Source organism: Variovorax sp. PEI5, from assembly GCF_056679935.1.
The window spans coordinates 267730-294446 of sequence record NZ_JBWXPH010000004.1 but is presented as its reverse complement, the minus strand read 5'-3'; the positions used below and the strand labels follow the sequence as shown (position 1 = coordinate 294446).

Below are 26717 nucleotides of genomic sequence, written 5' to 3'. Positions count from 1 at the left end.
GCGCGCCGGCCGCGCGGCCGAAGATGGACCTTCCACCACGAGACCCGCCGGTGCCCCGCGCCGGACCGCCGCCATGAACCAATCCGCCGACCTGACGGTCGAGAGCGATGGCCACGTCGCCGTCGTCACGCTGAAGCGTCCGCCGCACAACCATGTCGATGCCGATCTGATGCGGCGGCTGGCCGATGTCCTGGCCGAGCTCGATGGCGACGATGCCTGCCGCGCCATCGTGCTGCGCTCCGGCGTCCGGGCGTTCTGCGCCGGCGCCGACTTCAGCGGCGTGCGCGAGCAGGGCGCGCCGATGGATCCGTCGCCGTTCTACGCGCAGGCCATGCGGCTCTTCGGCACCCGCAAGCCGATCGTCGCGGCCGTGCGCGGCGCCGCGGTGGGCGCCGGTCTGGGGCTGGCGTTGGTGGCGGACTTCCGCGTCACCTGCCGGGAGGCGCGCTTCAGCGCCAACTTCACGCGCCTGGGATTCCACCCGGGCTTCGGCCTGAGCCTGACCCTGCCCCGGTTGATCGGCGAGCAGAAGGCCGCCCTGCTGTGCTTCACCGGCCGCCGCATCGATGGCGCCGAGGCCGTGGCGATGGGGCTGGCCGACGAGCTGGCGCCGGCGGAGGAGGTCGATGCCCGGGCGCTGGCGCTGGCGCGCGAGATCGCCGGCTCCGCGCCGCGCGCGGTCGAGAGCATCCGGGCCACGCTGCGGCGCGACCTGCACCAGCGCATCGTGGCCGCCAACCGGCACGAGCTGGCATTGCAGCTCGACCAGTTCCGCAGCGCCGACTTCCGCGAGGGCGTGGCCGCGATGGCGGAACGTCGGGCGCCGGTCTTCGAGCGGCGCTGAAGGCGGGCCGGCCATCATGACCACTCCCACTTCCACTCCCACTGCGCAGTCCTCGAGCGATCCCACGCCCGGCGCCTCCCCGGACGCCGCGCCAGCCACCGCCGCCGAGGCCCGGCCGGCGCGCACCGGTCCGCTCGACGGCATCCGCGTGCTCGACCTGACCTCGGTCGTGCTCGGTCCGCTGGCGACCCAGGTGCTGGCCGACTTCGGCGCCGACGTCATCAAGATCGAGGGCCCCGAAGGCGACCTGATGCGCGCCAATGGCGTGTCGCTGCATCCGGGCATGAGCTCGATCTTCATCGCCCTGAACCGCAACAAGCGCTCGGTCGTGCTCGACCTCAAGCGGGCCGAGGACGCGGCGGCATTGCGGCGGCTGATCCAGGGCGCTGACGTGCTGGTGCACAACATGCGCGTGGCGGCGATCGAGCGCCTGGGCTTCGGCTACGCGGCGGTGCGCGCGCTCAACCCGCGCATCGTCTACTGCGCCGCCACCGGCTTCGGCCAGGATGGTCCGGATCGCGACCGGCCGGCCTTCGACGACATCATCCAGGCCGCCTGCGGACTGGCGAGCGTCAACTCCCAGGGGCGCGAGGACACCGACTATGTCGCCAGCCTGATCGCCGACAAGACCACCGGGCTGGCGGTCTCGAATGCCGTGCTGGCCGCCTTGCTCCATCGCGAGCGCCATGGCGAGGGCCAGGCGGTCGAGGTGCCGATGCTCGAGACCATGGCCGCCTTCACGCTGGCCGAGCACATGGGCGGCCTGACCTTTCCCGGCTCGACGGCCAAGGCCGGCTATGCGCGGCTGCTGGGGGGCGGGCGACGGCCGGCGCGCACGCGCGATGGCTGGATCGGCCTGCTGCCCTACACCGCCCGGCACTGGGAGGCCTTCTTCCGCGTCGCCGGTCGCGAGGACCTGTGCGCGCGCTACGACGTCGCCGACCGGCAGGCGCGCAACCGCGACATCCAGGCGCTCTATGGCCACCTGCTGGAGATCCTGGCGACGCGCGACACCGACGAATGGCTCGCGCTGTGCGACGAGCTCGACATCCCGGCCACCCGCATCTACACGCTCGACGAACTGCCCGAGCATCCGCAGCTGCGCGCCGTCGGCCTGTTCCAGGACAGCATGCACCCGACCGAAGGCGCCCTGCGCGAGCTGCGGCCGACGACCCGCTTCGACCTCACCCCCACCTCCATCCGGCGCCCCGCGCCCACGCTGGGCCAGCACACCGCCGAAGTGCTGGCCGAACCCGGACCCCAGGAACGACCATGAACTTCCAACTCGACGACGAGCAGCGCATGCTCAAGGACCTGGTCGGGCGCTTCGTGCGCGACGACCTGCTGCCCCTGGAGGCCACCGTGCTGGCCCGCGAGGCCGAGAGCGGGCGCTGCGTGCTGCTGCCCGAGGAGCAGGAGCGGCTGGACCGGCGCTCGAAGGAGCTCGGCCTGTGGGGCCTCGACGCCCCGGCCGAGCTCGACGGCTTCGATCTGCCGGTGAGCACCATGGTGGGCGTCAACGAGGAGCTCGGCCGGACCATCACGCCCTACGACCTGCCGCCCGACTCGCCCAACCTGCGCATGCTGCTGGCCGCCGCCAGCCCGGCCCAGCGCGAGCGCTACCTGGGGCCGTACGCGCGCGGCGAGACGGTCTCGGCCATCGCGATCTCCGAGCCCGGCGCCGGCGCCGATCCGGCCGCCCTGGGCACGCGCGCCGTGCGCGATGGCGACGACTGGGTGCTCGACGGCCGCAAGATCTGGATCAGCCGCGCGGCCGCCGCCGACTGGACCATCGTCATGGCCGTGACCGACCGCGCCAAGGGCCCGCGCGGCGGCATCTCCGCCTTCATCGTCGATCGCGACACGCCCGGCTTCCGGGTCGAGCGGCGCATCCCGATGATCGGCGGAGCCTCGACCTACGAGGTGCTGCTGGAGAACTGCCGGGTGCCGGCATCGCAGCTGCTCGGGGTCGAGGGCGCGGGCTTCGGGCCGATGCAGACGCGGCTGTCGAGCCGGCGCGTGCAGATGGCCGCCTGGTGCATCGGCCGGGCCCAGCGCGCGCTGGACATGATGTGCGAGTACGCCCCGCAGCGCCGCACCTTCGGCGCGCCGCTGGCCGATCGGCAGACCGTGCAGTGGTGGATCGCCGATGCCGCCACCCGCATCCATGCCTGCCGCCTGATGACCTACGAGGCCGCCGCCCGCGTCGATCGCGGCGAGGAGGCGCGGACCCAGATCTCGATGATCAAGGTCTTCGCCACCGAGATGGCCTGGGATGTCATCGACCACGCCATGCAGACCTTCGGCGCCATGGGCATGACCAAGGAGATGCCCTTGCAGCAGATGGCCAACGAGACCCGGCTGATGCGCATCTACGAGGGCCCGACCGAGGTCCACCGCTGGGTGATCGCACGCGACCTGCTCGGGCTCAAGCGCTGAGGCCCGCCGAGCCCCCGAATCCCCGAATCCCCAAAAAGAAGGAGACATGAGATGACCGTGGACACGAGCACTTCGTCGCAGCGGCGCCGGCTGCTGGCGGCGGGACTGGCGCTGGCCGCCGGCCTGCCCGCGCCGGCCCGGGCGCAGGCCGAACCCTACCCGTCGCGACCGATCCGGTTCGTCGTGCCCTTTCCGCCGGGCAGTGGCACCGATGCCAGCGCGCGGCTGTTCGCCAAGGTGATCGGCGAGCTGTCGGGCCAGCCGGTGGCGGTGGAGAACAAGCCCGGTGGCAATGGCTTCATCGGCGTCCAGACGGTGCTCAACGCGCCGGCCGATGGCTACACCGTCTTCGTCGGCAGCAATTCGACCCTGTCGACCAATGCGGCCACCTTCAAGTCGCTCCCGTACGACCCGATCGCCGACTTCAGGCCGATCACCCTGCTGTCGCGCGGGCCATGCCTGATCGTGGTGCCGCCGGGCTCGCCGCACACGACGCTGGCCCAGCTGGTGGCCGAGGCGCGGCGCCGACCGACGGCCCTCAACTACGCCAGCGGATCGATCTCCTACACCCTCTACACCGAGTGGCTCAACGAGCTCTCCGGCATGAAGACCACCGGCGTCAACTACAAGGGCGCGGGGGATGCCATCAACGTGACGATGGCCGGCACGGTCGATTTCGCGGTGGTCGATGCCAGCGGCGCGATCGAGCTGGTCAAGGGCGGCCGGCTGCGCGCGCTGGTCTACACCGCGCCCGAGCGCTCGCCCCTGCTGCCCGACGTGCCCACGTCCGCCGAGGCCGGCGTCCCGGAATTCCTGGCCTACAACTGGGTGGCGGCGGCCCTGCCGGCCAGGACCCGGCCGGAGATCGCGACGAGGCTCGGCGAACTGTTCGCCAAGGCCGGAGCCAGCGCGGAGGTCAAGGCCTACTACCAGCGCCAGTCGACCACCCTGCTGCTGAGCAGCGCGGCGGAGATGCGCAAGTACCAGCTCGACGAGATCGCGCGCTGGAAACGGCTCGCCATGGTCGCGGGGCTGGAGCTGCAGTGACCACCGCCGGGCCGGTGCCGCCCGCCGGCGGCGCTCAGGCCGCGCGCGGGGCGCCGCTGCCCTGGGCGTCGCGCTTGATCTTCTTGGCGAGCGACCACTTGTGCACCTCGGTCGGACCGTCGTAGATGCGGAAGGCGCGCACCTCCCGGAACACCTGCTCGACGATGGTGTCGCCCGAGACGCCGGCGCCGCCCATCACCTGCACGCAGCGGTCGGCGACGCGGAACAGCGCATCGGCGACCGCCACCTTGGTCATCGAGCTCTCGGTGGTGGCCTGCGAGCCGCCATCGAGCACGCCGGCGCACCAGTCGATCATCAGCGCGGCCTGCTGCAGGTCGATCAGGTTGTCGGCCAGCATGAAGCCGACGCCCTCGTGATCGATCAGCGGCTTGCCGAAGGCCTGGCGCCGCACGGCATAGGCGGTGGCGATCTCGTGCGCGCGCACGGTCGAGCCGAACCAGCGCATGCAGTGCGACAGGCGCGCCGGCGACAGCCGCACCTGCGCATAGCGGAAGCCCGCGTGCAATTCGCCCAGCACCTGGTCGTCCGACACCCGCAGGCCGTCGATGGCGATCAGGGCGTGGCCGCCGGGCATGGAGCTGTCGATGGTGTCGAGCACGCGCTCGATGCGGATCGCCGGATCGGGCAGGTCGACCAGGAACATGGTCGCCTTCACGGGCTCGCCCTCGGCGCTGGTGCGCGCCATGACGATGCCGACCTCGGCCCCGTCGGCACCGGTGATGAAGTTCTTGCGGCCGTCGATCCGCCAGCCGTCGCCATCGCGCACCGCCGTGGTCCGCAGCATCGACGGGTCCGAGCCGGCGCCGCCCTCGGAAGCCGGCTCGGTCATGAAGAAGGCCGAGCGCGCATGGCCGCCGACCAGCTTGTGCAGGAAGCGCTCCTGCTGCGCCGGCGAGGCCGCCTTGCCGAGCAGGAACATGTTGCCCTCGTCGGGCGCCATGGTGTTGACGGCCACCGGACCGAGCGGCGAGAGGCCGGAGCGCTTGAGCACGGCGGCGGTCTCGAGCTGCGTCATGTGGCTGCCGTCGGGCAGGATGTGCGGGGTCATGAGACCGGCCTCGCGGGCGAGGGCGCGCATCTCGGCGACCAGGTCCGCCGACGGACCGTGCGGGCCGGCGCGCGGGTCGCGCTCGTAGGGCGCGATGACGTCGCGCACGAATGCCTCGACGCGCTCGGCCACGAGGCGGCTGCGTTCGGTGGGGCAGGGGGTGAACATGGGAGGCATTCCTTGTGACTGGAGGGGACGGGCGATGTCCCGCCATCTTCCGATGATCGGCCATCGAGGCCCTGTCACCTCCGGGGCTCGTCGGCCGGGAAGGGTCGTGGCTTGCCGATGGGAGCACGACGTGCGCGATGCTGTCGGCGGCATCGGCTCCATGCGAGGGTGAGCATGCAGATAGCCATTGCACCATTAACCGCTAACGCCATAACGACCGATCAGGAGACATCCAGTTGGCAATCAATAGAATCCCTGAATCCCTGAATCAATTCCTGGTGCCAATCCCGTTAGCAGACTACAAGTCCGGGAGTCATCGGGAGTCCCGAATGAGCAATCGGATGCGTCGATCCGACGTCCTCAAGGAAAAGGGACAGCCACTGTTCAATGGCTGTCCCCGGATGGACACCAGCGTGGCGTGGCGCGGCGCGATGCGACGCGCCCATGGACTCACTGGCCGGCGTCGTTCTCGCGATGATCCGGCTTCACGGCGGTGACATCCTCTTCCGCGTCCTTCTCGCGCTGCTTCAATGGCGTGTCGACACCGCGGCTCGCCTGCGACATCCCGTCCTTGAGTTGCTGCGGATCCGGTTCGCCGAGTTCGGCGGCCTCGCCGGACACCACCGAGGGGTCGTCGACGCGTTGGCCTTGGTCCGTGGGATTGCGATTCATGATGATGTCTGCCTGTCTGGAGTTGGAACCGGATCATTCTTTCCGGCTCGTCCGCCCGCCCTTGTAGGACGTCCGGCGAGTCGGCCGGCGCATCGCGCGGCGGCCGGCGACGGCCGAAGGCTCCTTCAGGCGTCCAGTCCCAGCCATTCGACCAGGCGATGGCGCGTGTCCTCGTCCGGTGGCGTCAGGGTCTCGCGCTCCCAGGCCGAGAGGATGACGCCCAGTGCGGCCGCCAACAGGTCGGCATCGTCGGCATAGGACCGGTTGGCATCCAACCCGCCGAAGATGAGGGCCTGCAGGATGACCGCCACGCGACGCGGCGAGATGCCCCGGTCCCGCGCCGCCATCGCCTCGACCACCGCGCGCGTCACGCTGGCGATCTCGAAGCGATCGGTCGTGCCCATGAAGGGACGCACGGCGGCGAGCAGGCCGACCAGTTCGGCGCCCTGGAGCTCGGGCAGCTCGGCGGCGCGCAGCATGCCGACGACCAGCCGATCGCCCACCACGCCCAGCGGCACCTCGTTGCGCGCCGGGTCGTAGAGCACGGCCGTCTTGCCGTTCTCCAGCACCGCGCGCCGCAGCGTGCCCAGGTCGAGCCGCGTCAGGAAGGCCGCCAGGGTCGGCGCGCCGGCCCAGCCATGCTGCAGCGCCGGGATCTCGCGACGCAGCACCTGGGCGATGGTGGCGAGATGCACCGGCTCCGGCGCGCCCTCGACCATGCGTCGGACGATGCGGCCGGCGTCCTCGTCGAGCGACCCGGGTCCGGATCCGGATGCCGGCGCGGTGTCGGGCGGGTGGCGCTCGGTCGCGGCATCGGAGCGTGCCGGGTCGCGCTCCGCCCACGTCGGCGCCGTCGCCATCGGCGGCGGCGGCGATCCGGCGGCCGGGCGGTCGGCGCCGCGTCGCGAGTCGATCGCCACGTCCTGCTGGAAATCGAACACCACGCCCGGGATGACCAGCTGGCGCATCAGGCCGGCGAAGGATCCCATGCCATCCCAGCGACTCTCGCGCAGACCGCCGATCCGGCGCTGCAGCGCCTGCGCGAGGAAGGGCAGCGGCACCGGCGCCATCGCATGCGTGACGATGCGATGGACCTCGTCGCCGCATTGCTGGCGCAGATCCTCGCCCGCGCGGCCGGCGCCGGACCCGACACCATCCGGCCCGAGCGCCGCGTCGCCATCGTCGCCATCCGCCATGACGTCGATCTCCAGGGCATCGCGCAGGAAGGTCTGCAGATCGACGACCCGGTCGGCCGAGGCCTTGTACGACTCCGACATCGCGCCCGCCGCGAAGACCACCGTGCGGCGGTCGTGGCGCCGCAGCCGGCGCAGCAGCGGCGAGAAGTCGGCATCGGCGGAGAAGACGATGAACTCGTCGAATCGCGTGGCGTCCAGCAAGGCATCCATGGTGTCGAGCACCAGGTGGATGTCGGTGGAGGTCTTGCCGGTGGCCGTCATGGGCGGGCAGTCGACGATCTCGAAACCGGCTTCCTGGAAGGCGCGGCGATAGGTCTGGTACATGACCGGATTCAGATAGCAGCGCCGCACCAGTACGCGGCGCTGGTCGGTCCCGACGTCGCCCGCCACGTCGGAGCCCAGGCCGTCGGTCAGCCATTGCAGCCAGCGCAGCGGCTGGCGGGAGAAACGTTCGGCCGCCTCGGCGCTGAGGCGCCGCAGGCCCGAATACACATTGTCGAAGTCGACGAACAGGGCAATCTTCATGTCGAGGGGAAATCGTGGTCGTGGTCGTGGTCGTGGTCGTCGTCGTGGACGTGGGCGCGATCCGGGTCGCGGAGATGGCCGGCGGGGTCCCGGCGCGGGTCGCCACGCGGGACGACGATCCGGCGTGGCCCGGGCGGTGCCATGGCCGCGGCGAATGCCGACGGACTTGCGCGACAGGCCCGGAAGGGTCCGCTCCCGCGGCGGCGGCCAGGGCTGTATCCAGGCGCAGACTGCAATCCTGGCCAGCATTACACCAGCAAGTCCGCCGGGATCGCCGCGATCCCGCCTCAAAGCGGGAAAAGATACGTCTCGCCAACTGCAACACAATAAGATTTATGTTAATTCAAAAGCATGGTCGGCACGGGCGATCGCGCCGCCAGCCGCAGCGCGGGCTCAACCGCCGTCTACCGGCGCCTGCCCCGCCACCACCTGGATCAGCACGTGGTTCATGAACGGCTGCAGCTGGTGATGCTGCGGCGGCGCATCGGTGACCAGGGTCCAGCTGCGGTTCAGGGGCGTCCAGTACATCTGCGAGCGCCGGCTCAGCTTCTCGGCGGTGGCCAGCACCACGAGTTCACGCGCCCGGCGGAACACCTTCTCCTTGAACCAGGCCTGCTCGGCCGAGCCCTCGCACAGTCCCAGTTCGGCATCGACGCCATCGGCGCTGGTGAAGACCTTGTCGAAGGTCAGCCGCTCCAGTGACAGGTCGGCCAGCGGCCCGAACACGCTCATGCTGCCTGCGCGCAGGTCGCCGCCCAGCAGCGACACCGACATGTTGCGGGCCGCGAAGACCTGCACCGCCAGCAGGTTGTTGGTGAAGATGCTGGCCTTCGAGTCGGCGCTGATCTCCCGGGCCAGGAACTGCGCCGTGGTGCCCGCGTCGATGAAGATCGTGTCGTCTTCGGACACCAGCCGGGCCGCCTGGCGGGCGATCTCCGCCTTCGCCACGTGGTGGTGCGACTGGCGGGATTCGAGCGACTCCTCCGGCTCGTGCTGGATCCGGTTGGCCACCGCGCCGCCATAGGTCCGCAGCAGGCGGCCCTCCTGCTGCAGGACCTGCAGGTCGCGCCGTGCCGTGGCCTCGGAGACCCCGAACTTCTCGCAGAGCGATCCCAGGTCGGAAATGCCCCGATGGACGGCGTCCAGGATGGCTTCTCGGCGGTTGGCGACTTTCATGCTTCGGATGGCTTCGGTGGAATGTGGAACGCGGGCGATCGACCGCGTGGTGGGTGCATTGTCACAGCGCCGCGCGTTCCTGCACGTCGCTGACGCTCGATGTCGTCATATCGGCTCGCTTTCATCGGTTCGATCATCAAAGGAAGGGAAACTACGGATTTTTTGCTCGAATAACTCATGATTTGATCGATGCAATCATTGATTGATCGAAAGCTGCAGCGCTCGACGAGCAATCCATGAGCCGTGGCCCGACCCTCGCCGCTCCTGTCTCAGGGCGGGCCTGTGTTCCGAGATCCTTTCCAACAGCCATCCACCATGACTCCGAACCGCTCCTCGAAGCGCCGCCTCCTCTCGGCGGGACTCCAATTCGCGCTGGCCGCGACGCTGGCCTCGGCCGCCCCGTTCGCGGTCGCCGCCGAGGCCTACCCGGCCCAGACGATCAAGGTCATCATCCCGTTCCCGCCCGGCGGCACGCTGGACGCCGTCGGCCGCGCGCTGGCGCAGCGCCTGTCCGAACAGCTCGGAAAGCCCGTCATCGTCGACAACCGCCCGGGTGGCAACGCGACCATCGGCCCGGTCGCCGTGGCGCGCGCCCCGGCCGATGGCTACACCCTGCTCTTCAACGCCTCGACGTTCCTGAGCGGCCCGATGATCTCCAGCGCCGTGCCCTACCGGATCGAGAAGGACTTCCAGCCGATCGCCCTGGTCGCCAAGGCGCCGCTGTCAGTGGCGGTCAACAAGAACCTGCCCTTCAACGACATTGCCGGCATGGTCCAGTACGCCAAGGCCAATCCCGGCAAGATGACCTTCGCCGTCGGCTCGATCGCCTCAGCCGGTCACCTCTCGACCGAGCAGCTCAAACGCTCTGCGGGCATCAACGCGCTGATCGTTCCGTACAAGGGCACCGCCCCGGCGTTTCAGGACCTGATCGGCGGGCAGATCGACGCCTTCGTCGATCCGGTGCTGGGCTCGCTCCAGTACCAGAAGGCCGGCATGCTGAAGGTGGTCGCGACGACGGCGAAGAGCCGCGTCGCCTCGCTGCCCGACGTGCCGACCGTGGCCGAGACCATTTCAGGTTTCGAATTCTTCAGCTGGTATGGCCTGTGGGCGCCAACCGGCACGCCCGCGGCCGTCGTGGCGCTGCTCAACAAGGAAGTGAACGTCGCCCTGAAATCCGAGGCGATGGCCAAGTTCTCCGCCCAGGGGCTGGAACTCGAACCGCAGTCGGTCGACGCCTTCATCCGGTTCCAGAAGGCCGAGATGGACAAGTACCAGAAGATCGTGACGGAAGCCGACATCAAGCTCTGAGGCGCGGATCCGGGCGGCATGCCCGGCACCGACGCGATCGATCCGTTGGAACGTAGGCCGGTGCTCCCGGCCTTTTTCCATGGCGCGACGGCGGGCGAAACCACGTCCTCATCGTACAAACCCTGAACATGATCGATTCAGTCGCAATGTATGATCGATTCAATCAAAACGACAGTCTTTCCACGGTTTTCCACCCGCCCCGCTCGACCCATCCCGTGACGCACCACTTCCTCATCATCGCGGACGACCTGTCCGGTGCCGCCGATTGCGCCGCCGGCTTCGTCTCGGCCGGCTTCGACGGCGCCGTCCTGCTCGGTGGGGCGGTGCGCGAGCCCACGCCCTCGGCGGCGGTGGTGACGGTGGACACCGACAGTCGGCGCGATCCCGGCGCGGCGGCGGCGGCGAAGGCGCGCGCCGCGCTCGAGCACCATGGCGCGGGGCGTCGCGTCATCAAGAAGATCGATTCCACCCTGCGCGGCGGCTGGGCGGCGGAAGTCGCCGCTTTGCAGCCCCTGCTCGGCCTGGCCCTGGTGGCGCCCGCTTTTCCCGGCCTGGGCCGCATCGTGCGCGACGGCATGGTGCGGGTCGATGGCATTCCGCTGGCACAGACATCGACCTGGAAACTGGAGCACGCGGGCCGCGAATCACGTCCGGCGAGCATGCTGGAAGCTGCGGGCCTGCGCGCCGGCTCGGTCCCGGCGGAACTTCTGGAGGGCCCGCCGGAGGCATTGCTGCGGCACATCGCGCGAGCCCGGGACCAGGGTTGTCAGGCACTGGTCGTCGATGCCGAGCAGCCGGCCCACCTGAGGGCGCTCGCCAGCGCGACGCGCGACCTGGCCGAGGTGTTCTGGGTGGCGTCGGCGGGCCTGGCCCACGAGATCGCCCGCTGCGTCACGCCGGCGCGGCCGGCCCGGGACGCGCTGGCGCCGCCGGTCGCGGGCCGCGGCGTGCTGACCATCGTCGGCAGCCTGTCGCCCATCGCCACGCAACAGATCGCCTGCCTGGGCGCGCGGCCCGGCTGTTCCATCCACACCATTCCCGCTCGCCTGCTGCGCACCGCGCCGGTCGACGGCGCCGGCGCGCCGTCATGGGCCGAGGCGGTCCACGCCGACCTCGCGCGCGGCCTCGATCCGGTGGCGTGCATCGGCGCCGATGTCGACCTCGACCCCGCCGAAGGCCCCCTGCTGGCCCGCCATCTGGCGCTGCGGCTGGCGCCATCGCTGCGCGCCGCCGGCGGCCTGGTCCTGACCGGCGGCGAGACGGCGCGCATCATGCTCGAGCAGCTGGGCATCGCCCGCCTGCAGGTGCTCGGCGAGAGCGAGCCTGGCGTGGTGCTGCTGCGTAGCATGGCGGACCGGCCGCAGTGCATCGCCACCAAGGCGGGCGCGTTCGGCGATGCCGGCTCGCTGGAGCGAGCACGGCAGGCCCTGCGTTCGCGCCTCGCCTGCGACGCGCCGGCCCATTCCTGAATCACCCCTTCGAAAGACCACCATGAGTGCTTACGTCCCCGCCATCGGCATCACCATGGGCGATGCCGCGGGCATCGGCCCCGAGATCATCGTCAAGAGCTTCGCCCATCACGACCTCTCGACCATGGCCCGCGCCGTGGTCATCGGCGATGCCGGCCGGCTGCGCAAGGTGGCCGACCTGCTCGGCCTCGACGTCCGCGTCCATGCGATCACCTCGATGGAGGAGGCCCGCTTCGCGCAGGGCGTCATCGACTGCTTCGACCTGCACCTGATCCCCGACGACCTGCCGTTCGGCAAGCTGTCGGCGGTGGCGGGCGACGCCGCCTTCCGCTTCCTCGAGAAGGCGGTCGACCTGGCCAAGGACGGCCGCATCGACGCCATCTGCACCGCCCCGCTCAACAAGGAAGCACTACACGCGGGCGGCCACAAGTTTCCCGGCCACACCGAGATGCTGGCCCACCTGACCGGCGTCGAGGAGGTCTCGATGATGCTGGTGGCGCCGAACCTGCGCGTGATCCACGTCACGACCCACATCGGCATCATCGACGCCATCCGCAGGATCGAGCCCGGCCTGGTCCAGCGCACGATCGAGCGCGGCTACGAGACCCTGCGCAAGGCCCGCATCGAGAACCCGCGCATCGCCGTCTGCGGCATCAACCCGCACGCCGGCGAGAACGGCCTGTTCGGCTACGGCGAGGAGGAGGAGAAGATCCTGCCGGCCATCGAGGTGCTGCGCGCGCGCGGCCTGGACATCGAGGGCCCGCTGCCCGCCGACACCCTGTTCTTCCGCGCCGGCCGGGGCGACTTCGACCTGGTGGTGGCGATGTACCACGACCAGGGCCACGGCCCGGTGAAGGTGATGGGCCTGGAAGCGGGCGTGAACATCACCGTCGGCCTCGACGTGATCCGCACCTCGGTCGACCACGGCACCGCCTTCGACATCGCCGGCAAGGGCATCGCCGACGAGCGCAGCCTGCTCGAGGCCCTGCGCCAGGGCGCCGAGCTCGCCACCCGCCGCTGATCCCCCGCACCCCACTCTCCCGGAGCCTTTCCATCATGCACATCCACAGCACCGTCCTCGCCGGCGTCGGTGTCCTCGACGACATCGCCTACCTGATCCGTGGCAAGCAGCGCGTCCTCTTCGTGAGCGACGCCAACATCATCCGCATCGACGGCGTGCAGCGCCTGCTGCAGCAGGTGCGCGGCCTGGCCGCCGAGGTCCAGGTGATCGACTCGGTGCCGCCCGAGCCCAGCGACGCCGACGTGCGCGCCATCCTGCGGGACTACCACCTCGACGGCCTGGACCTGGTGGTCGGCGTGGGCGGCGGCAGCGTGCTCGATGTCGCCAAGCTGCTGTCGGCGCTCGCCGCCCCGGATTCGCCCACGCTCGACGATCTGCTGGCCGGCGGCGTCAAGGTCACGCGGCGCATCGCCTCGATGCTGGTGCCGACCACCGCCGGCACCGGCTCGGAGGCCACGCCCAACGCGATCCTGGCGATTCCCGAGCGCGAGACCAAGGTCGGCATCATCTCGCCGGTGCTGCTGCCCGACTTCGTGGTGCTGGCGCCGGAGCTGACGACCTCGATGCCGCACCGCATCGCCGCCTCCACCGGGGTGGACGCGCTGTGTCACCTGATCGAGTGCTTCACCTCCAACATCTCGAATCCGGTCTGCGACAACTACGCCATGATCGGCCTGAGGAAGCTGTTCGGGAGCATCGAGCGCTCGGTCGCCGAGCCGGGCGACCTGCATGCCAAGCTCGACATGCTCTGGGCTTCCTACTATGGCGGCGCCTGCATCGCGCATGCCGGCACGCACCTGGTGCACGCCATGTCCTATCCGCTGGGCGGCAAGTACCACATCGCGCATGGCGTGGCCAACGCCATCCTGCTGGCGCCCTGCTTCGAGTTCGTGCGCCCGCTGGCGGTCGAGAAGCTGGCCCGCGCCTACGACCTGGTGCCCGGTGCCGACACCGGCCTGGACGTCGAGGCCAAGTCGCATGCGCTGGTGGCGTACTTCGCCGATCTGGTGCGGCGCCTGGAACTGCCCACCAGCCTGCAGCAGCTGGGCATCGCCCCGGACCACCTGCCCACGCTGGTGCAGGGCGCGCTCGACGTCCAGCGCCTGATTAAGAACGTGCCCGGCCCGGTGGCCGCGCCCGACATCGAGGCGGTCTACCGCCGTCTCTTCGCCTGACCCCGATACCCGACCCCCAAGGAGACGACCCCATGTCCAACAAGAAGATCGAAGGCGTGCTGACCGCCATCGTGACGCCCGTCGACGCCGACGACCGCTTCCACGAGAAGTCCTTCCGCGAACAGGTCGAGCGCCAGCTCGCCGCCGGCAACGGCATCTTCTGCGGCGGCACCAACGGCGAGTTCTTCGCCCTGACCGAGTCCGAGCGGCTGGCCGTGGCCGAGACCACCGTCGACCAGGTGCGCGGCCGCGCGCCGGTGGTCGGCCATGTGGGCGAGAACTCCACCGCCGAATGCATCCGCATGGGCCGGCGCATCGCGGCCATGGGCGTGGACGCGGTCGCCGCCATCACGCCGAACTTCGTGCCGCTGTCGCAGGACGACCTGGTCTGGCACTTCACGGCCATCGCCGACGCCCTGGAGCTCCCGGTCTATCTCTACAACATCCCGGCGCGCACCGGCAACACGATCGCGCCCGAGACCGCCCTGCGCCTGGCCGCCCATCCCCGGATCGCCGGCATCAAGGACAGCGCCGGCACCTACGAGAGCCTCAAGGGCTTCATCGACGCCGCGCGGCAGGCCGAGGACTTCGCGGTCTTCAACGGCCCCGACAGCCTGATCCACCAGGGCTTCGTCGAGGGCTGCGCGGGCGCCGTCTCGGGCCTGGCCAATGTCGCGCCGCGCGAGATCAACGCCATCTGGAGCCAGTTCAGGACCGGCGACGTCGAGGCCTCCCGCCAGGCCCAGGAAGTCGTGACCCGCCTGCGCGAATCGCTCTACAAGGTGGCCTTCGCGCCGGCGGTCGTCAAGCGCGCGGTGCGCCTGCTGGGCTTCGACGTCGGCAACAGCAAGTACCCGGTGCGACTCTCCGCCGAGCAGGACGACGCCATCCGTCAGGTGCTGCGCGACTGCGCCATCCAACCCTGAGCGACATCGGCCCGCCGCCCTGCATCACGACCACGAGCACGACCATGACCGAGACGAGCACCACCGAAGAGATCCGACGCGACGGCATCCTCGCGCCCCATCCGGACGACATCGCCCGCCAGCAGGCGATGCTGCCGACCGACCGGCCGCAGAACCATGCGTCCAACCTGCTGCCCCTGCCCGATGGCGATCTGCTGTGCGTGTGGTTCGCGGGCACCCAGGAAGGCGTGGCGGACATCTCCATCTTCATGTCGCGCCTGCCGGCCGGCGGCACGCGCTGGACGCCGGCGGCGCAGCTGTCGGACGACCCCGACCGCTCCGAGCAGAACCCGATCCTGTTCCTGGCCGGCGACGTGCTGTGGTTGATCTGGACCGCGCAGGCCTCCGGCAACCAGGACACGGCGGTGGTGCGCCATCGCCAGTCGACCGACCTCGGACGGACCTGGAGCGAGATCGGCACGCTGTTCGCGACGCCGGGCACCTTCGTGCGCCAGCCGCCGGTGGTCACGGCCAGCGGCCGGTGGCTGCTGCCGATCTACTACTGCCGCACCCGGCCCGGCGAGAAATGGAGCGGCAACCACGATGTCAGCGCCGTCAAGATCTCCGAGGACCAGGGCCGCAGCTGGCGCGAGGTGCCGGTGCCCGCGAGCACCGGCTGCGTCCACATGAGCATCGCGCCGCTGGCCGATGGCACCCTGCTGGCGCTCTATCGCAGCCGCTGGGCTGACTTCATCCATGCCAGCCGGTCGGACGACGACGGCGAGACCTGGTCGGCGCCGGTGCCCACCGAGCTGCCGAACAACAACTCCTCGATCCAGGTCACCACGCTCGCCAATGGCGACCTGGCGCTGATCTTCAACGCGAGCAGCGCCGCGGATGCCACCGAGCGGCGCGAGTCGCTCTACGACGAGATCGAGGACGAGAACCGCCACAATGACGAGTCCAACGTGCTGACCGAGGCGCCGGTGGTCGAGCGCGCGGCCTTCTGGGGCGCCCCGCGCGCGCCGATGACGCTGGCGATCTCGGCCGATGGCGGCCGGACGTGGCCGTGGCGGCGCCACCTCGACGAGGGAGACGGCTACTGCATGACCAACAACTCCGAGGCCAAGCTCAACCGCGAGTTCTCCTATCCGAGCATCAAGCAGTCGGCCGATGGCGCCCTGCACATGTCCTACACCTACTTCCGCCAGGCCATCAAGTACGTGCGCGCGGACGAGGCCTGGGCCAAGGCATGAGCGTGGAAGCATCGACACCGGCGCCCGCGCCCACATCCGGGCCACGGCGCGCGCTGGTCACCGGGGCCAGCTCCGGCATCGGCCAGGCCATCGTCCGCGCGCTCCTGGCGGCCGGCTGGTGCGTCGACGGCATCAGCCGCTCGGCGGTGGACGGCCTGGGCGAAGGCTTCCAGGGCCACCAGGTCGACCTGGCCGACCATGCCGCTCTCGCATCGCGCCTGGCCGGACTGGCGGTGCCCGACGCCCTGGTGCATGCCGCCGGCATCATGCACGCGGCTCCCCTGGGCGAGCTCGATCCGGCGGCCGGCGCACGGCTGTGGCATCTCCACGTCGTGACCGGCGAACTGCTCGCCGACACCTTCGCACCCCGAATGCGCGCGGGCGGGCGCATCGTGCTGGTCGGCAGCCGCACCTCGCGCGGCGCGGCGGGCCGCAGCCAGTACGTCGCCACCAAGGCCGCCATGGTCGGCATGGCGCGCAGCTGGGCGGCCGAGCTCGCGCCCCGGGGCATCACGGTCAACGTGGTGGCGCCCGGCGCCACCGAGACGCCGATGCTGACGCAGCCCGGCCGCGTGAGCTCGCCCCCCCGCCTGCCGCCGATCGGCCGCTACATTCAGCCCGGCGAGGTGGCCGATCTGGTGGCCTACTTGCTGTCGCCTTCGGCCGCCGCCATCACCGGCCAGGAGCTGGTGATCTGCGGCGGGGCTTCGCTCTGAGGTCACCGGCACGGGCGCCGGCGCGGCCGCTCAGTCGGCCCGGATGTCGGCGCGCTGGATGACCTTGCCGTACCTGGCGTACTCGGTCTGCGTGAAGGCGGCCAGTTCCTGCGGCGTGCCATAGGCCGGCGTGACCGCGAAGCCCTTGAGCTTGTCGATGACATCGGGCGACATCATGGCCTTGCCGAGTTCGGCGCTCAGCCGCTCGACGATCGGCGCCGGCGTCCGGGCGGGCGCGTAGAGGGCGTACCAGGCATTGACCGCGAAGTCCGGATAGCCGGCCTCGGCGAAGGTCGGCACGTTGGGCAGCTCCGCCAGGCGCGCCGGCGCGGCCACCGCGATGGGCCGCAGCTTGCCGCCCCGGATCAGCGGCATCGCGCTGGTGGTGGTGTCGAAGATCACCGACAGCCGTCCGCCCATCAGGTCCATCGTGTGGGCATTGCCACCCTTGTAGGGCACGTGCGTCATCTTCGTGCCGGAAGCCTGGGAGAACAGCTCGCCGGCCAGGTGCAGCGGCGAGCCGTTGCCGGACGATCCGTACATCACCTCGCCCGGCTTCCGCCGCGCCGTCTCGACCAGCTGGGCCAATGTCGTGTAGGGTGAATCCATGGCGACCGTGGCGATGGTTGGAGCCAGCCCGATCAGTCCGATCGGCGCGAAGTCCTTGCGCGCGTCGTAGGTGACGCCCGGCAGCAGCTGCGGACTGACGGCGTGGCTGGCGAGCGAACCCAGCAGCAGCGTGTAGCCATTGGGCGCCGCCTTGGCGACCAGGCCCGCGCCGATGGTGGTGCCGGCCCCGGGACGGTTGTCCACGACCACGCTCTGGTTCAGGGCTTCGCCCAGCTTCTGCGCCACCAGTCGCCCGATGGCGTCGTTGGCGCCGCCGGCCGGGTACGGCACGATCAGGGTGACCGGATGGTCCGGATAGGGAGCCGACTGGGCCTGGACGCCGGTCGCGGCGCACAGGCCCAGCGCCCACGCGACGGCCGCCGCCACGCAGGCGCGGCGGGAGACCGGCAGAGAATCGCAGGGGCGGAACGAGGTCCGGAGGGCGGGCATGGAAGGTCTCCTTTGTTATGGGTCGTTCTGGGTCGATCGGTGGCCGATGGCAACGGCTTGCACGACATTCCAAATTTTTTCACAATCGATCATCTTCAAGCAACATGCATCTTGCTATCTGGCGCCCTCATTGGTGGAAACACCTACCAATATCTACCAATCTCTACCTTGATCGATCATGGTCGCTCCCGTTTCCCTGTCCAGCGTGAGCATGCTGCCAGTGCAGCGCCGCGAGCGGATCGTCGCCTTCCTGCAGCGCCACGGCGCCGTCACGCTGCAGCAGCTCGCGCAGGCCCTGGATGCCTCGCTCTCCACCCTGCGGCGCGACCTGGACGGACTGGAGGCAGAGGGCGTGCTCGATCGCACCCATGGTGGCGCGATCCTCCGCCAGCAGCACTACAGCACCTTCGAACCCGATCCGCAGGCTGCGGCGGAACTCTCCCCGCGCGAGAAACGCGCCATCGGCCTCGCCGCCGCCGCGGCCCTGCAGCCTGGCCAGAGCGTGATCTTCGACAGCGGCAGCACCGTGCTCGAGGCCGCGCGCGCCGCCATGGAACGCCGCATCCCGCTGGTGACGGTGACCAACGACCTGGCCATCGGCCAGGTGCTGGGCGCCAGCCCGCTCGTCAAGGTCCACGTGCTGGGTGGTCACCTGCGCCCCGGCAGCCACACGCTGACGGGGGACGGCGTGATCGAGAGCGCGCGCGCGCTGCAGGTCGACGTGCTGCTGCTGGGCACGCACGCGCTGACCGGGGGCGTGCTGTCGGAGACCGATGCCGATGTCGCCGCCGTCAAGCGGGCCCTGTTGCAGGCGGCGCGCAGTCGCCGTCTGCTGGCCGATGCCTCGAAGTTCCGCCCACGCGCCTTCATGCGCGTCTGCGCCACGAGCGACCTGCACGAATTGATCACCGATGCCGGAGTCGATCCGGCCGAGGCCGAGGCCCTGCGCCGCGCGGGCCTGGTGGTGACGCAGGTGCAGGTGGGACCGGCCTGAGGGAGGCGCCCCGCCCGAGGACCGGCGCGACGGGGATGCACCGGGGATCCGATGGGGATGCGACGCGGATGCGGCGGCGAAGGTGCCTCGGATCGGACTACGGTCGATAGCCCCGATGGCTGTGGTCGAACAGCGCCGCGTAGTGCTCGATGTCGCTGCGATAGCAGTCACAGGTGGACTGCTCCAGCGCGCTCCGGTCGAGCACCCGCAGGTCGCCCCGGCAATAGGCGATGGCACCACGATGCTGCAGGGCCCGCGCCGCGGTGGTCACGCTCACGCGGCGCACGCCCAGCATCCGGCCCAGGGCCTCCTGAGTCACGTGGAAGCGGTCCGAGCCGGTCCGGTCCCGGCCCATCAGCAGCCAGCGCGCCAGCCGTGGTCCCACCTCGTGCTGGCACAGGCATTGCGCCCGCACCGCGAGCTGGTTGATCCGGAACGTCGCATAGCGGTCCAGCAGCCGCTTGGTGGCGGGATGACCGGCCAGGTGCTGGCGGAAGACATCCGTGGCCACGCGCCAGGCCCGGCCTTCGCCCTGCACCATGGCCTGGAATGGCGTGCTGCTGCAGCCCAGCACCGTCTGGATCCCCAGCATGCCCTCGCGGCCGACCATGGCCACCTCCAGGCCCGCCTGCGCGGGGCCCGGCGCGATCAGGCAGACCAGGCCGCTGGTCGGGAAGTAGACGTGGTCGATGGCCTCGCCGGGTTGCCACAGGACCTGCGACGCCGCCAGCGGCACGTCCTGCGCGCAGCGCACGAGATCCATGCGGTCGGGCTCGGGCAGCCGGGCGACCAGGGTGTTGACGGGAGCGTTCAAGATCGGATCACTGGCGTTCGATGCCGGCCAGGCGGATCCATTCCGCCCAGCGGTCCACGTCCTCGGCCACGAAGCGCTCGAACGCCGGGCCGGTCAGGCTCCGGGTCGTCAGGCCGCGCGCCTCCAGGGCACGGCGAAATACCGCGTCCTCCAGCGCGTCCCGCACCAGTCGCGCCATCCGGGCCACCACCTCCGGCGGCGTTCCGGCCCGGGCCGAGAGGCCGAACCAGCCCTGCACCTCGTAGCCGGGCAACGCGCTGGCGACCGGCGGCACCTGCGCCAGGCTCGGCAGCGCGCGCCCACTCGTCACGGCGAGCGCCACGAGCCGGTCGTTCTGCAGGGCCGGCGCGGCCGAGAGCGTGTCGACGAAGACGAAGTCGAGCTGTCCTCCCATGAGGTCGGTGAGCATCTGGGTGATGGCCTTGTAGGCGGCGCCGGAGAACCGCAGGTTCGCGCGGGTGCGCAACAGCTCGGCCGGCACCTGCGACGAGGAACTGTAATACCCGTAGTTGAGCCGGCCCGGATGCGCGCGCGCGAAGTCGATGAATTGCGCCAGGCTCCGATAGGGCGCGTCCCTGCGCGCAACCAGCACCGACGCGTAGGTGCCGAAGAGGCCGACCTGCGCGAAATCCGTCAGCGGGTCGTATCGCAGGTTGCGGTAGAGGCTGACATTGGCCGCGTGGGTCGAATTGGTCGAGACCATGAAGGTGTGGCCATCGGCCGGCGCCGCCTTGGTCGCCAGCGTGCCGATGATGCCGCCCGCTCCGGCCTGGTTCTCCACGATCGCGCTCTCGCCGGGCAGGACCGTGCCCAGGTACTGCGCGAAGCTGCGTCCCACGAAATCGGCGGCGCCGCCCGCCGCCGATGGCACGATGATCGTGAGCGGCCGGGACGGCCAGGCCTTGGCCGCCTGCTGCGCACGCGCCGCGAGCGGCAGTCCCGCGAGAACGGCGAGCGCGTCGCGCCGCCGCAACCGGACCGGTGTCTGCATGTTCGATGTCCTCCTGCGTGTCTGGCAATGGGTGGTGCTCAGGATGCGGCGCGCGCCGTCCGCGCGGTCGTCGCGGTCGTCGCGGGGCCGAGGAACTCCGCGACGGCGGCGCAGTACTCCGCCGTGCAGTCCACCATCGGGGTGTGGCCGCCCGGCAGCAGCGCGACGCGCGAGCGCGCGATGCCGGCGGCCAGGTCCTGGGCATCGCTCACCTGGCGCCGGATGTCGAAGCGCCCGTGCGCGATCAGGGTCGGGACCGCGATCCGGCGCAGGTGCAGATCCAGGTCCAGGGCCCGTAGCCCCTGGACCGCTTCCAGCAGCGCGGCCGGCGGAATGGCCGCCAGGTAGGCGCGCATGGCGTCCCACAGGGCACTCGGCGGACGATGCAGGAAGCACATCTGCAGGAAGGCCTCCTGCTCGTCCCCCGACCAGCGTTCCATGACGCGCCGGGCGAACCCCGGATCGCCATGGTTGCGGCTGTGCACCCCGGTGTTGCTCATCACCAGGGCCGTGATCGGCGTGTCGGCGCCGGCCATCGATGCCACCAGGGCCGCGATGGCGGCGCCGGTCGAATGCCCCAGCAAGGCGATCGGACCGGTGAACCGCGGCAGCACGTCCAGCACCCGCCGGGCGACCGACAGCGGATCGATCGGCCGGCCCGATCCGGACCAGTCCACGCCCAGCACCCGCCAGCCTTCGAGACGCACCGCGTCGTAGATGGCCGGACTGCAGCCGGTTCCAGGCAGGGCGAGCACGACGGGACCGTCATGGGGCGGCACGGATTGATCCAGCGGGATGAGCATCGACATGGGGAAAATTCTAGGAATGGCCATCCGATTCGCCAACATAATTAGACTAATCGTCCGATGAGCAAAGGTAATCGCCATGCCGAGCGAGCTGTCGATGGTCCAGGTCCGCCACTGCGTGCTGGTGGCCGATCTGGGAAGCTACCACCTCGCCGCCGCCAAGGCCACGCGCTCCCAGCCTGCGATCACCAAGTCGATCCAGGCGATCGAGAACCGGCTGGGCGCGGCCCTGTTCGAGGAAGGGCGGCGCACCGAGCTGACGCCCTTCGGCGCCGCCTGCATGCCGCGGTTCCGGGAACTGCTGGCCCATCACGATCGCACCGCCACCACGCTCGCCGACCTCGTCCGCAAGGACCAGGGCTCGCTCGCCATCGCCGCCATCGTGGCGGTGGCCGGGCACTGGCTGCCTTCGATCATCCGCATCTATGCCGCCGATTTCCCGGGCGTGCAGTTGCGCCTGCTCGACGACAACTCGCAGAACGTCGAGCGGATGGTCCTGAACCACGAGGTCGACTTCGGCATCGCCAGCCAGATCAGCGCCGACGACGGCCTGCTGTTCGAGCCGCTCTGGGAGGACAGCTTCGGCGTCGTCTGCAGTCGCGACCATCCCCTGGCGGCGCGTCGATCGATCGGCTGGGCGGAGCTCGCCGACCTGCCGCTCATCGGCACCGTCGCCCATCGGCAGCTCGATGGCTATCCGGAGAGCAGCTACCTCGCCCACCCGTCCATGCATGTCAGCACGATGCTGTCCCTGCTGTCGCTGCTGCAGGAGAACGTCGGCGTCACGGTGCTGGCCCGTTGGGCCATTCCGCGCCTGGCCGAGCCGGCGCTCAGCTATGTGCCCCTGGTGCGTCCCACGCGCACCCGGACCATCGGCATCGTGCGGCTGGCGCACCAGACCCCGAGTCCGGCGGCCGCCGAGATGCTGGAGCGGCTGCGCGTCGCTGCGGCGGCCGGCACGCTCCGCTCCCGCGCGATACCCGGGTGAAGGCCGGGCGGTCCGCCCGCGAGCGGACGTGATGGTCATCCCTTCGAAGACGAGATCGCCGCGCGGTCCGTGTTCGGCCGCCGACATCCGGAACAGTGCCGGCGATGCGTGGCCGGGTCGAGCCGAACCGCCTCGGGGTCGGATGTCGCATGCGCGGTGCCTGGGCCGATGCCGCCGACGTCGATCGGGTGCTGGCCCGGACGTCGCTTTCAGACGGATGGGGGACTGTTGCTCGATGTAAGAAGATACTATTAATAAAATTGGAGGCATCCCATGGAAATGGCTTCGATCCCCACGGGCATGACATGCGCCGGCGTGCATCGGGCCGTGATCGAACACCTCCTCCAGGAGGATGGGCCGGCCTCCGAGAAGCGCATCCTCGACATCCCCTGCGGCAATGCCGACCTGATGTGGTCGCTGCGTCGCTTCTTCCCGGGCGCCGACGTGCGGGGATGCGACCTGGCCAAGCCACCGACGCTGGACGACAGCGATTTCTCCGAGGTCGATGCCAGCCGGCCGTTCCATGTCTTCCCGGAGGGTCGGTTCGACCGCATCCTCTCGGTCAGCGGCGTCATGGAGTTCGACAACACATTGCAGTTCTTCGAGACCTGCCATGCCCACCTGAACGAGACCGGCCATCTGGTGGTGACCAACGACAACGTCGTGGCGATGCGCGACCGCATCATGTATTTCCTGCTGGGCAAGACCCGGCGCTTCCAGATGTTCGTGGACATCGATGCACCGACCTGGAAGGTCATCCCGCTCTACAACCTGATGCGCATCCTGACCATGGCCGGCTTCCGGATCCGACGGCTGCAATATGTCTCAGCGGGCTGGAAGGACTGGTTGCTCCTGCCCCTGGCCCTGCTCGTGTATCCCCTGCAACTGCTCTACATCAGGCTGACGCGCAATCCCATGCCACTGTCGCAGAAGCACCGCATGTATCCCTTCCGATCGCTGCTGTGCTCCCATTACGTCGTGGTCTGCGACAAGGTCGTCTGAGTCCCTTCGTCCGATCCGCCGCGCGAGGCTGGCGGATGGGTGCGTGATCGCGCGGTGCTGCATCGGTCGTGTCACGGCCCGGACATCCTTCGGTCATAACCTGGCGCCCCCCCCGGAAACCGATACCCACATGTCCATGCCTCCAGCCGATCGCCCATCGTTCGCCAGACAAAGGGCCCTCGGCCTGGCACTCCTCCTGAGTGGCGCCCTGGCCATCGCCGCCTGTGGCGGCGGCGACGACGCCACCACCACCGGGGCGACGACGCCGCCGGTCGCCCCGCCCGCCACGACGCCGGTCGCCCCGCCCACGACCGCGCCGGTCGCAGCGACGCCCTTGGGGACCCCGACCCTGTCCTTCGTGTCACCCCGCGAGAGCCTGGACCTGGCCAACTACACATTGACGAGCCGGGTCACCCTGCCGGTCAACCACGCCCCCGGCGCCAACCAGATCGCGGCCGAGGTTTCCGCCGTCACCTACAACGAGCAGACCGACAGCCTGTTCATCATCGGCGACGAGGGCACCTACATCACCCAGCTCTCCAAGGCCGGTGCGGTGATCGACACCATGAACCTGCCCTCGGGCCTGTTCGGCGATCCGGAAGGTCTCACCTGGGCCGGCGGCAACACCTTCGTGGTGGCCAACGAACGCGAACGCACCGCCAGTCTGGTGACCTACACGGCCGGCACGACGCTGAGCGCGAGCAGCGTGCGCACCGTCAAGCTCGGGACCACCGTGGGCAACATCGGCCTCGAGGGCGTCACGCGCGATCCGGCGACGGACGGCTACATCTTCGTCAAGGAAATGACCCCGCAAGGGATCTTCCGCACCGGCATCGATTTCGCCGCTGGCACCGCCACCAACGGCTCGCCCACCACCGCCAACCCGACCAACCTGTTCGATCCGGCCCTGCTGGCCATGGACGACATCGCCGACGTGCACGCGCTGTCCAACACCCTGGCGAGCACCGCGCCGGACTACCTGCACCTGATGGTGCTCGGCCAGGAGAACGGCCGCATCCTGAAGGTCGACCGCGCGGGCAAGGTGCATGGCCGTCTCGATCTGCCCAATGCCCCGCTGAACCTGGGGCACGAAGGCATCACCTTCGACAAGCAGCTCAACATGTACGTGACCAACGAGGCGGGCGGCGGCAGCCAGTCGCTGCCGCAGCTGTGGGTCTACACGCCCACCCGCTCGGCCGCGCGCGTCGGCCTGTCGAGCAACCTGTACCTGAACTTCACCGGTGCCGTGGCCGCCGGCACAGGCAACATCGTGCTGACGGGCAGCAACGGCGACACCCGCACGATTCCCGTGACGGATGCCACCCAGGTCAGCATCGCCGATGGCACGGTCAGGATCGACCCCAAGGCCGACCTCGACGCCAGCGTCACCTACGGCGTGCAGTACGCCGCCGGCGTCTTCAGGGATGGCACGGGCGCGGCGGTCGACGGTGCCCGGGGACTGAGCTTCGCCACCGCGCCCGACACCACGGCGCCGGTGCTGCAGGGCGCGACGCCGGCCGACAACGCCATGGGCGTCGCGCGCAGCGCCAACCTCAAGCTGACCTTCAGCGAAGCCATCCGCGCCGGCACGGGCACCATCACCCTCACCAATGGCTCGAACGACACGCGCGTCATCGACGTGGTCGACACTTCCCAGGTGAGCATCGACGGCGCGACCGTCACCCTCGACCCGGCGCTGGACCTCGTCGCCGGCTCGCCCTATGCCGTGCGGATCTCGGCCGGCGCGCTGGTGGATGCCGCCGGCAACGCCTTCGCCGGCATCCTGGACAGCACCACGCTCAACTTCAGCACCGAAGGCACCTCGGCAACGCCGGCTCCCCTGCTGCTGATCACCGAGGTCAACTCCAACGCGGCGGCCGGGCCCGACTTCTTCGAGATCTACAACTACGGCGCCACGACCGCCAACCTCATCGGCTGGAAGTGGGACGACGACTCGGCCAGCACCACCGATGCGGCCAGCGTCGCGCTGCCCGACATCACGATTCCCGCTGGCTCGCGCGTGGTGGTCGTGGCCGATGCCGACAGCGCGGCCTTCCTCGGCGCCTGGGGCCTGCCCGCGACCTTTCCGGTCGTGGCGGCCGGCGGGCCGGGTCTGGGGCAGAGCGACGCCGTCGTCCTCTTCGACGCGGCCGGCATGGTCGCGGCCGGCTTCAGCTACAAGGCCACGGCCATCACCGCGACCGATGGCACGGTGATCAACCGCGCCGCGGCCGCGACCGGCGTCACGCCGCTGGCGGCCGGACATGCCGGCGCGGTCTTCGGCGGCAACGCGGCCTCGTCGGCCGTGTGGGATGGCGTATCGACTTCCGCGCCGGCCTATCGCGCCGCCACGATCGGGGTGGCGGGCGGCTTCGCGCAGCCAGCATCGCCCACCTCCGTCGGTTCACCCGGCCAGTGAGCAGCGGCCGCCTCCTGCGACGCGGCTGACGCCGCTCAGGCCAGCCAGGGCTGGCGCGCGAGATGCCCGCGCTCGAAGCGCCGGATGTCGTCGGCATGCAGCAGGGTCAGCCCGACGGCGTCCAGGCCGTTGAGCAGCATGTGGCGGCGCAGCGGATCGAAGTCGAACGACAGCACCCGGCCATCGGCCGGCGTGGCGATGGTCCGCGCCACCAGGTCGACCGTCATGCGGCAGCGCGCCGGGTCCTGCGCCAGCGCCATCAGCCGTGCCGCTTCCCCGGCCGCCACGCCGATCGCCGGCACGCCGTTGCGGGCGCAGTTGTCCGCGAAGATGCCGCCGAAGGTGGTGCCGATGACGCAGCGCAGGCCCAGCTCGCGCAGGCCCCACACGGCATGCTCGCGGCTGGAGCCGCAGCCGAAGTTGGGGCCGGTGACCAGCACCTCGGCCTGGCGCCAGGGCGCGCGGTTGAGCACGAAGTCCGGACGCGGCCGGCCCGGCGCCTCGAAGCGCAGGTCGAACAGGAAGCCATCGCCCAGGCCCTGGCGGTCGACCCCGCGCAGGAACTGCTTGGGCATGATCTGGTCGGTGTCGAGATGGGCCTGCGGCAGGGCCGCCGCGATGCCGGTGAGCGTGGTGAAGGGTTCCATGGCGCGATGTC

The 26717-nt window shown here is 70.2% G+C and carries 24 protein-coding genes; 15 read left to right on the top strand and 9 right to left on the bottom strand.

All coding sequences use genetic code 11. The annotated features are described in order from the left end of the window. Positions 1–73: 73 nt before the first annotated feature. From AC1MLT_RS23080 to AC1MLT_RS23065, 4 genes are read left to right on the top strand one after another with little or no spacing between them, the layout of a single operon-like run. Positions 74–844: an enoyl-CoA hydratase/isomerase family protein gene (locus tag AC1MLT_RS23080; protein ID WP_481036787.1), complete on the top strand. Its 771-nt coding sequence runs from the start codon at positions 74–76 to the stop codon at positions 842–844. A 16-nt stretch (positions 845–860) separates the two neighbouring features. Next, entirely contained in the window at positions 861–2120 is a 1260-nt protein-coding gene (locus AC1MLT_RS23075) for a CaiB/BaiF CoA transferase family protein (protein WP_481036786.1), read from the top strand. Continuing rightward, positions 2117–3283 carry an acyl-CoA dehydrogenase family protein gene (locus AC1MLT_RS23070; protein WP_481036785.1) on the top strand — a complete coding sequence of 389 codons (1167 nt, stop codon included), beginning with the start codon at positions 2117–2119 and terminating at the stop codon, positions 3281–3283. The genes AC1MLT_RS23075 and AC1MLT_RS23070 overlap by 4 nt, the downstream gene beginning before the upstream one ends. 51 nt (positions 3284–3334) lie before the next feature. Then, entirely contained in the window at positions 3335–4330 is a 996-nt protein-coding gene (locus AC1MLT_RS23065; RefSeq protein WP_481036783.1) for a Bug family tripartite tricarboxylate transporter substrate binding protein, read from the top strand. 34 nt (positions 4331–4364) lie between these two features. Here the strand turns inward: AC1MLT_RS23065 and AC1MLT_RS23060 are convergent, their stop codons facing one another. The 4 genes from AC1MLT_RS23060 to AC1MLT_RS23045 form a co-directional block, all read right to left on the bottom strand. After that, positions 4365–5567, bottom strand: coding sequence for an acyl-CoA dehydrogenase family protein (locus tag AC1MLT_RS23060; protein WP_481036782.1), 1203 nt, complete (start codon positions 5565–5567; stop codon positions 4365–4367). Between the two features lie 450 nt (positions 5568–6017). Further along, on the bottom strand, positions 6018–6239 hold the full coding sequence (locus AC1MLT_RS23055; protein WP_481036780.1) for a hypothetical protein: 222 nt from the start codon (positions 6237–6239) through the stop codon (positions 6018–6020). 125 nt (positions 6240–6364) lie between these two features. Continuing rightward, positions 6365–7960 (bottom strand): NYN domain-containing protein, encoded by a 1596-nt coding sequence (locus AC1MLT_RS23050; RefSeq protein WP_481036778.1) that lies wholly within the window; start codon positions 7958–7960, stop codon positions 6365–6367. 393 nt (positions 7961–8353) lie between these two features. After that, positions 8354–9136 carry a DeoR/GlpR family DNA-binding transcription regulator gene (locus AC1MLT_RS23045; protein ID WP_481036777.1) on the bottom strand — a complete coding sequence of 261 codons (783 nt, stop codon included), beginning with the start codon at positions 9134–9136 and terminating at the stop codon, positions 8354–8356. A gap of 315 nt (positions 9137–9451) precedes the next feature. Here AC1MLT_RS23045 and AC1MLT_RS23040 point away from each other — a divergent pair, with 315 nt between their 5' ends. The 7 genes from AC1MLT_RS23040 (at position 9452) to AC1MLT_RS23010 (ending at position 16986) form a co-directional block, all read left to right on the top strand. After that, positions 9452–10444 (top strand): Bug family tripartite tricarboxylate transporter substrate binding protein, encoded by a 993-nt coding sequence (locus AC1MLT_RS23040; protein WP_481036775.1) that lies wholly within the window; start codon positions 9452–9454, stop codon positions 10442–10444. Positions 10445–10659: 215 nt separating this feature from the next. Next, positions 10660–11913, top strand: coding sequence for a four-carbon acid sugar kinase family protein (locus AC1MLT_RS23035; RefSeq protein ID WP_481036773.1), 1254 nt, complete (start codon positions 10660–10662; stop codon positions 11911–11913). Between the two features lie 22 nt (positions 11914–11935). Then, positions 11936–12934 carry a 4-hydroxythreonine-4-phosphate dehydrogenase PdxA gene (gene pdxA, locus AC1MLT_RS23030; RefSeq protein WP_481036771.1) on the top strand — a complete coding sequence of 333 codons (999 nt, stop codon included), beginning with the start codon at positions 11936–11938 and terminating at the stop codon, positions 12932–12934. A 35-nt stretch (positions 12935–12969) separates the two neighbouring features. Next, positions 12970–14109 carry an iron-containing alcohol dehydrogenase gene (locus AC1MLT_RS23025; RefSeq protein ID WP_481036769.1) on the top strand — a complete coding sequence of 380 codons (1140 nt, stop codon included), beginning with the start codon at positions 12970–12972 and terminating at the stop codon, positions 14107–14109. Positions 14110–14141: 32 nt separating this feature from the next. Then, entirely contained in the window at positions 14142–15035 is an 894-nt protein-coding gene (locus AC1MLT_RS23020) for a dihydrodipicolinate synthase family protein (RefSeq protein ID WP_481036767.1), read from the top strand. Between the two features lie 44 nt (positions 15036–15079). After that, positions 15080–16270: a sialidase family protein gene (locus AC1MLT_RS23015; RefSeq protein ID WP_481036765.1), complete on the top strand. Its 1191-nt coding sequence runs from the start codon at positions 15080–15082 to the stop codon at positions 16268–16270. Then, complete coding sequence (locus AC1MLT_RS23010) at positions 16267–16986, top strand: SDR family NAD(P)-dependent oxidoreductase (protein WP_481036763.1); 720 nt, start codon at positions 16267–16269, stop codon at positions 16984–16986. Before AC1MLT_RS23015 ends, AC1MLT_RS23010 begins: the two co-directional genes overlap by 4 nt. A gap of 30 nt (positions 16987–17016) precedes the next feature. On the opposite strand, the gene AC1MLT_RS23005 is transcribed toward AC1MLT_RS23010, so the two are convergent. After that, on the bottom strand, positions 17017–18045 hold the full coding sequence (locus AC1MLT_RS23005; protein WP_481036761.1) for a Bug family tripartite tricarboxylate transporter substrate binding protein: 1029 nt from the start codon (positions 18043–18045) through the stop codon (positions 17017–17019). Between the two features lie 211 nt (positions 18046–18256). Between AC1MLT_RS23005 and AC1MLT_RS23000 the strand changes: the two genes are divergently transcribed. Beyond that, the gene (locus AC1MLT_RS23000) at positions 18257–19039 is read left to right on the top strand and encodes a DeoR/GlpR family DNA-binding transcription regulator (RefSeq protein WP_481036967.1); all 783 of its coding nucleotides are present in this window, start codon (positions 18257–18259) and stop codon (positions 19037–19039) included. Positions 19040–19136: 97 nt separating this feature from the next. Here AC1MLT_RS23000 and AC1MLT_RS22995 read toward each other — a convergent pair whose 3' ends face one another. From AC1MLT_RS22995 to AC1MLT_RS22985, 3 genes are read right to left on the bottom strand one after another with little or no spacing between them, the layout of a single operon-like run. Then, positions 19137–19853 carry a Crp/Fnr family transcriptional regulator gene (locus AC1MLT_RS22995; protein WP_481036759.1) on the bottom strand — a complete coding sequence of 239 codons (717 nt, stop codon included), beginning with the start codon at positions 19851–19853 and terminating at the stop codon, positions 19137–19139. A gap of 7 nt (positions 19854–19860) precedes the next feature. Beyond that, entirely contained in the window at positions 19861–20844 is a 984-nt protein-coding gene (locus tag AC1MLT_RS22990; RefSeq protein WP_481036757.1) for a Bug family tripartite tricarboxylate transporter substrate binding protein, read from the bottom strand. A gap of 38 nt (positions 20845–20882) precedes the next feature. Then, on the bottom strand, positions 20883–21653 hold the full coding sequence (locus AC1MLT_RS22985) for an alpha/beta fold hydrolase (RefSeq protein ID WP_481036756.1): 771 nt from the start codon (positions 21651–21653) through the stop codon (positions 20883–20885). A gap of 76 nt (positions 21654–21729) precedes the next feature. Between AC1MLT_RS22985 and AC1MLT_RS22980 the strand changes: the two genes are divergently transcribed. From AC1MLT_RS22980 to AC1MLT_RS22970, 3 genes are all read left to right on the top strand, one after another. Continuing rightward, positions 21730–22638, top strand: coding sequence for a LysR substrate-binding domain-containing protein (locus tag AC1MLT_RS22980; RefSeq protein ID WP_481036755.1), 909 nt, complete (start codon positions 21730–21732; stop codon positions 22636–22638). Between the two features lie 327 nt (positions 22639–22965). Further along, the gene (locus tag AC1MLT_RS22975; RefSeq protein WP_481036754.1) at positions 22966–23640 is read left to right on the top strand and encodes a class I SAM-dependent methyltransferase; all 675 of its coding nucleotides are present in this window, start codon (positions 22966–22968) and stop codon (positions 23638–23640) included. A gap of 130 nt (positions 23641–23770) precedes the next feature. Beyond that, a complete protein-coding gene (locus AC1MLT_RS22970) occupies positions 23771–26059 on the top strand; it encodes an SdiA-regulated domain-containing protein (protein ID WP_481036752.1) in 2289 nt (762 codons plus the stop codon). A gap of 35 nt (positions 26060–26094) precedes the next feature. Here AC1MLT_RS22970 and leuD read toward each other — a convergent pair whose 3' ends face one another. Next, entirely contained in the window at positions 26095–26706 is a 612-nt protein-coding gene (leuD, locus tag AC1MLT_RS22965) for a 3-isopropylmalate dehydratase small subunit (RefSeq protein WP_481036751.1), read from the bottom strand. Positions 26707–26717: the final 11 nt, after the last annotated feature.

Coding starts and splice junctions, on each gene's coding strand:
- AC1MLT_RS23080 (WP_481036787.1), top strand. CDS start 74: ATGAACCAATCCGCCGACCTGACGGTCGAGAGCGATGGCCACGTCGCC.
- AC1MLT_RS23075 (WP_481036786.1), top strand. CDS start 861: ATGACCACTCCCACTTCCACTCCCACTGCGCAGTCCTCGAGCGATCCC.
- AC1MLT_RS23070 (WP_481036785.1), top strand. CDS start 2,117: ATGAACTTCCAACTCGACGACGAGCAGCGCATGCTCAAGGACCTGGTC.
- AC1MLT_RS23065 (WP_481036783.1), top strand. CDS start 3,335: ATGACCGTGGACACGAGCACTTCGTCGCAGCGGCGCCGGCTGCTGGCG.
- AC1MLT_RS23060 (WP_481036782.1), bottom strand. CDS start 5,567: ATGTTCACCCCCTGCCCCACCGAACGCAGCCGCCTCGTGGCCGAGCGC.
- AC1MLT_RS23055 (WP_481036780.1), bottom strand. CDS start 6,239: ATGAATCGCAATCCCACGGACCAAGGCCAACGCGTCGACGACCCCTCG.
- AC1MLT_RS23050 (WP_481036778.1), bottom strand. CDS start 7,960: ATGAAGATTGCCCTGTTCGTCGACTTCGACAATGTGTATTCGGGCCTG.
- AC1MLT_RS23045 (WP_481036777.1), bottom strand. CDS start 9,136: ATGAAAGTCGCCAACCGCCGAGAAGCCATCCTGGACGCCGTCCATCGG.
- AC1MLT_RS23040 (WP_481036775.1), top strand. CDS start 9,452: ATGACTCCGAACCGCTCCTCGAAGCGCCGCCTCCTCTCGGCGGGACTC.
- pdxA (WP_481036771.1), top strand. CDS start 11,936: ATGAGTGCTTACGTCCCCGCCATCGGCATCACCATGGGCGATGCCGCG.
- AC1MLT_RS23025 (WP_481036769.1), top strand. CDS start 12,970: ATGCACATCCACAGCACCGTCCTCGCCGGCGTCGGTGTCCTCGACGAC.
- AC1MLT_RS23020 (WP_481036767.1), top strand. CDS start 14,142: ATGTCCAACAAGAAGATCGAAGGCGTGCTGACCGCCATCGTGACGCCC.
- AC1MLT_RS23015 (WP_481036765.1), top strand. CDS start 15,080: ATGACCGAGACGAGCACCACCGAAGAGATCCGACGCGACGGCATCCTC.
- AC1MLT_RS23010 (WP_481036763.1), top strand. CDS start 16,267: ATGAGCGTGGAAGCATCGACACCGGCGCCCGCGCCCACATCCGGGCCA.
- AC1MLT_RS23005 (WP_481036761.1), bottom strand. CDS start 18,045: ATGCCCGCCCTCCGGACCTCGTTCCGCCCCTGCGATTCTCTGCCGGTC.
- AC1MLT_RS23000 (WP_481036967.1), top strand. CDS start 18,257: ATGCTGCCAGTGCAGCGCCGCGAGCGGATCGTCGCCTTCCTGCAGCGC.
- AC1MLT_RS22990 (WP_481036757.1), bottom strand. CDS start 20,844: ATGCAGACACCGGTCCGGTTGCGGCGGCGCGACGCGCTCGCCGTTCTC.
- AC1MLT_RS22985 (WP_481036756.1), bottom strand. CDS start 21,653: ATGTCGATGCTCATCCCGCTGGATCAATCCGTGCCGCCCCATGACGGT.
- AC1MLT_RS22980 (WP_481036755.1), top strand. CDS start 21,730: ATGCCGAGCGAGCTGTCGATGGTCCAGGTCCGCCACTGCGTGCTGGTG.
- AC1MLT_RS22970 (WP_481036752.1), top strand. CDS start 23,771: ATGTCCATGCCTCCAGCCGATCGCCCATCGTTCGCCAGACAAAGGGCC.
- leuD (WP_481036751.1), bottom strand. CDS start 26,706: ATGGAACCCTTCACCACGCTCACCGGCATCGCGGCGGCCCTGCCGCAG.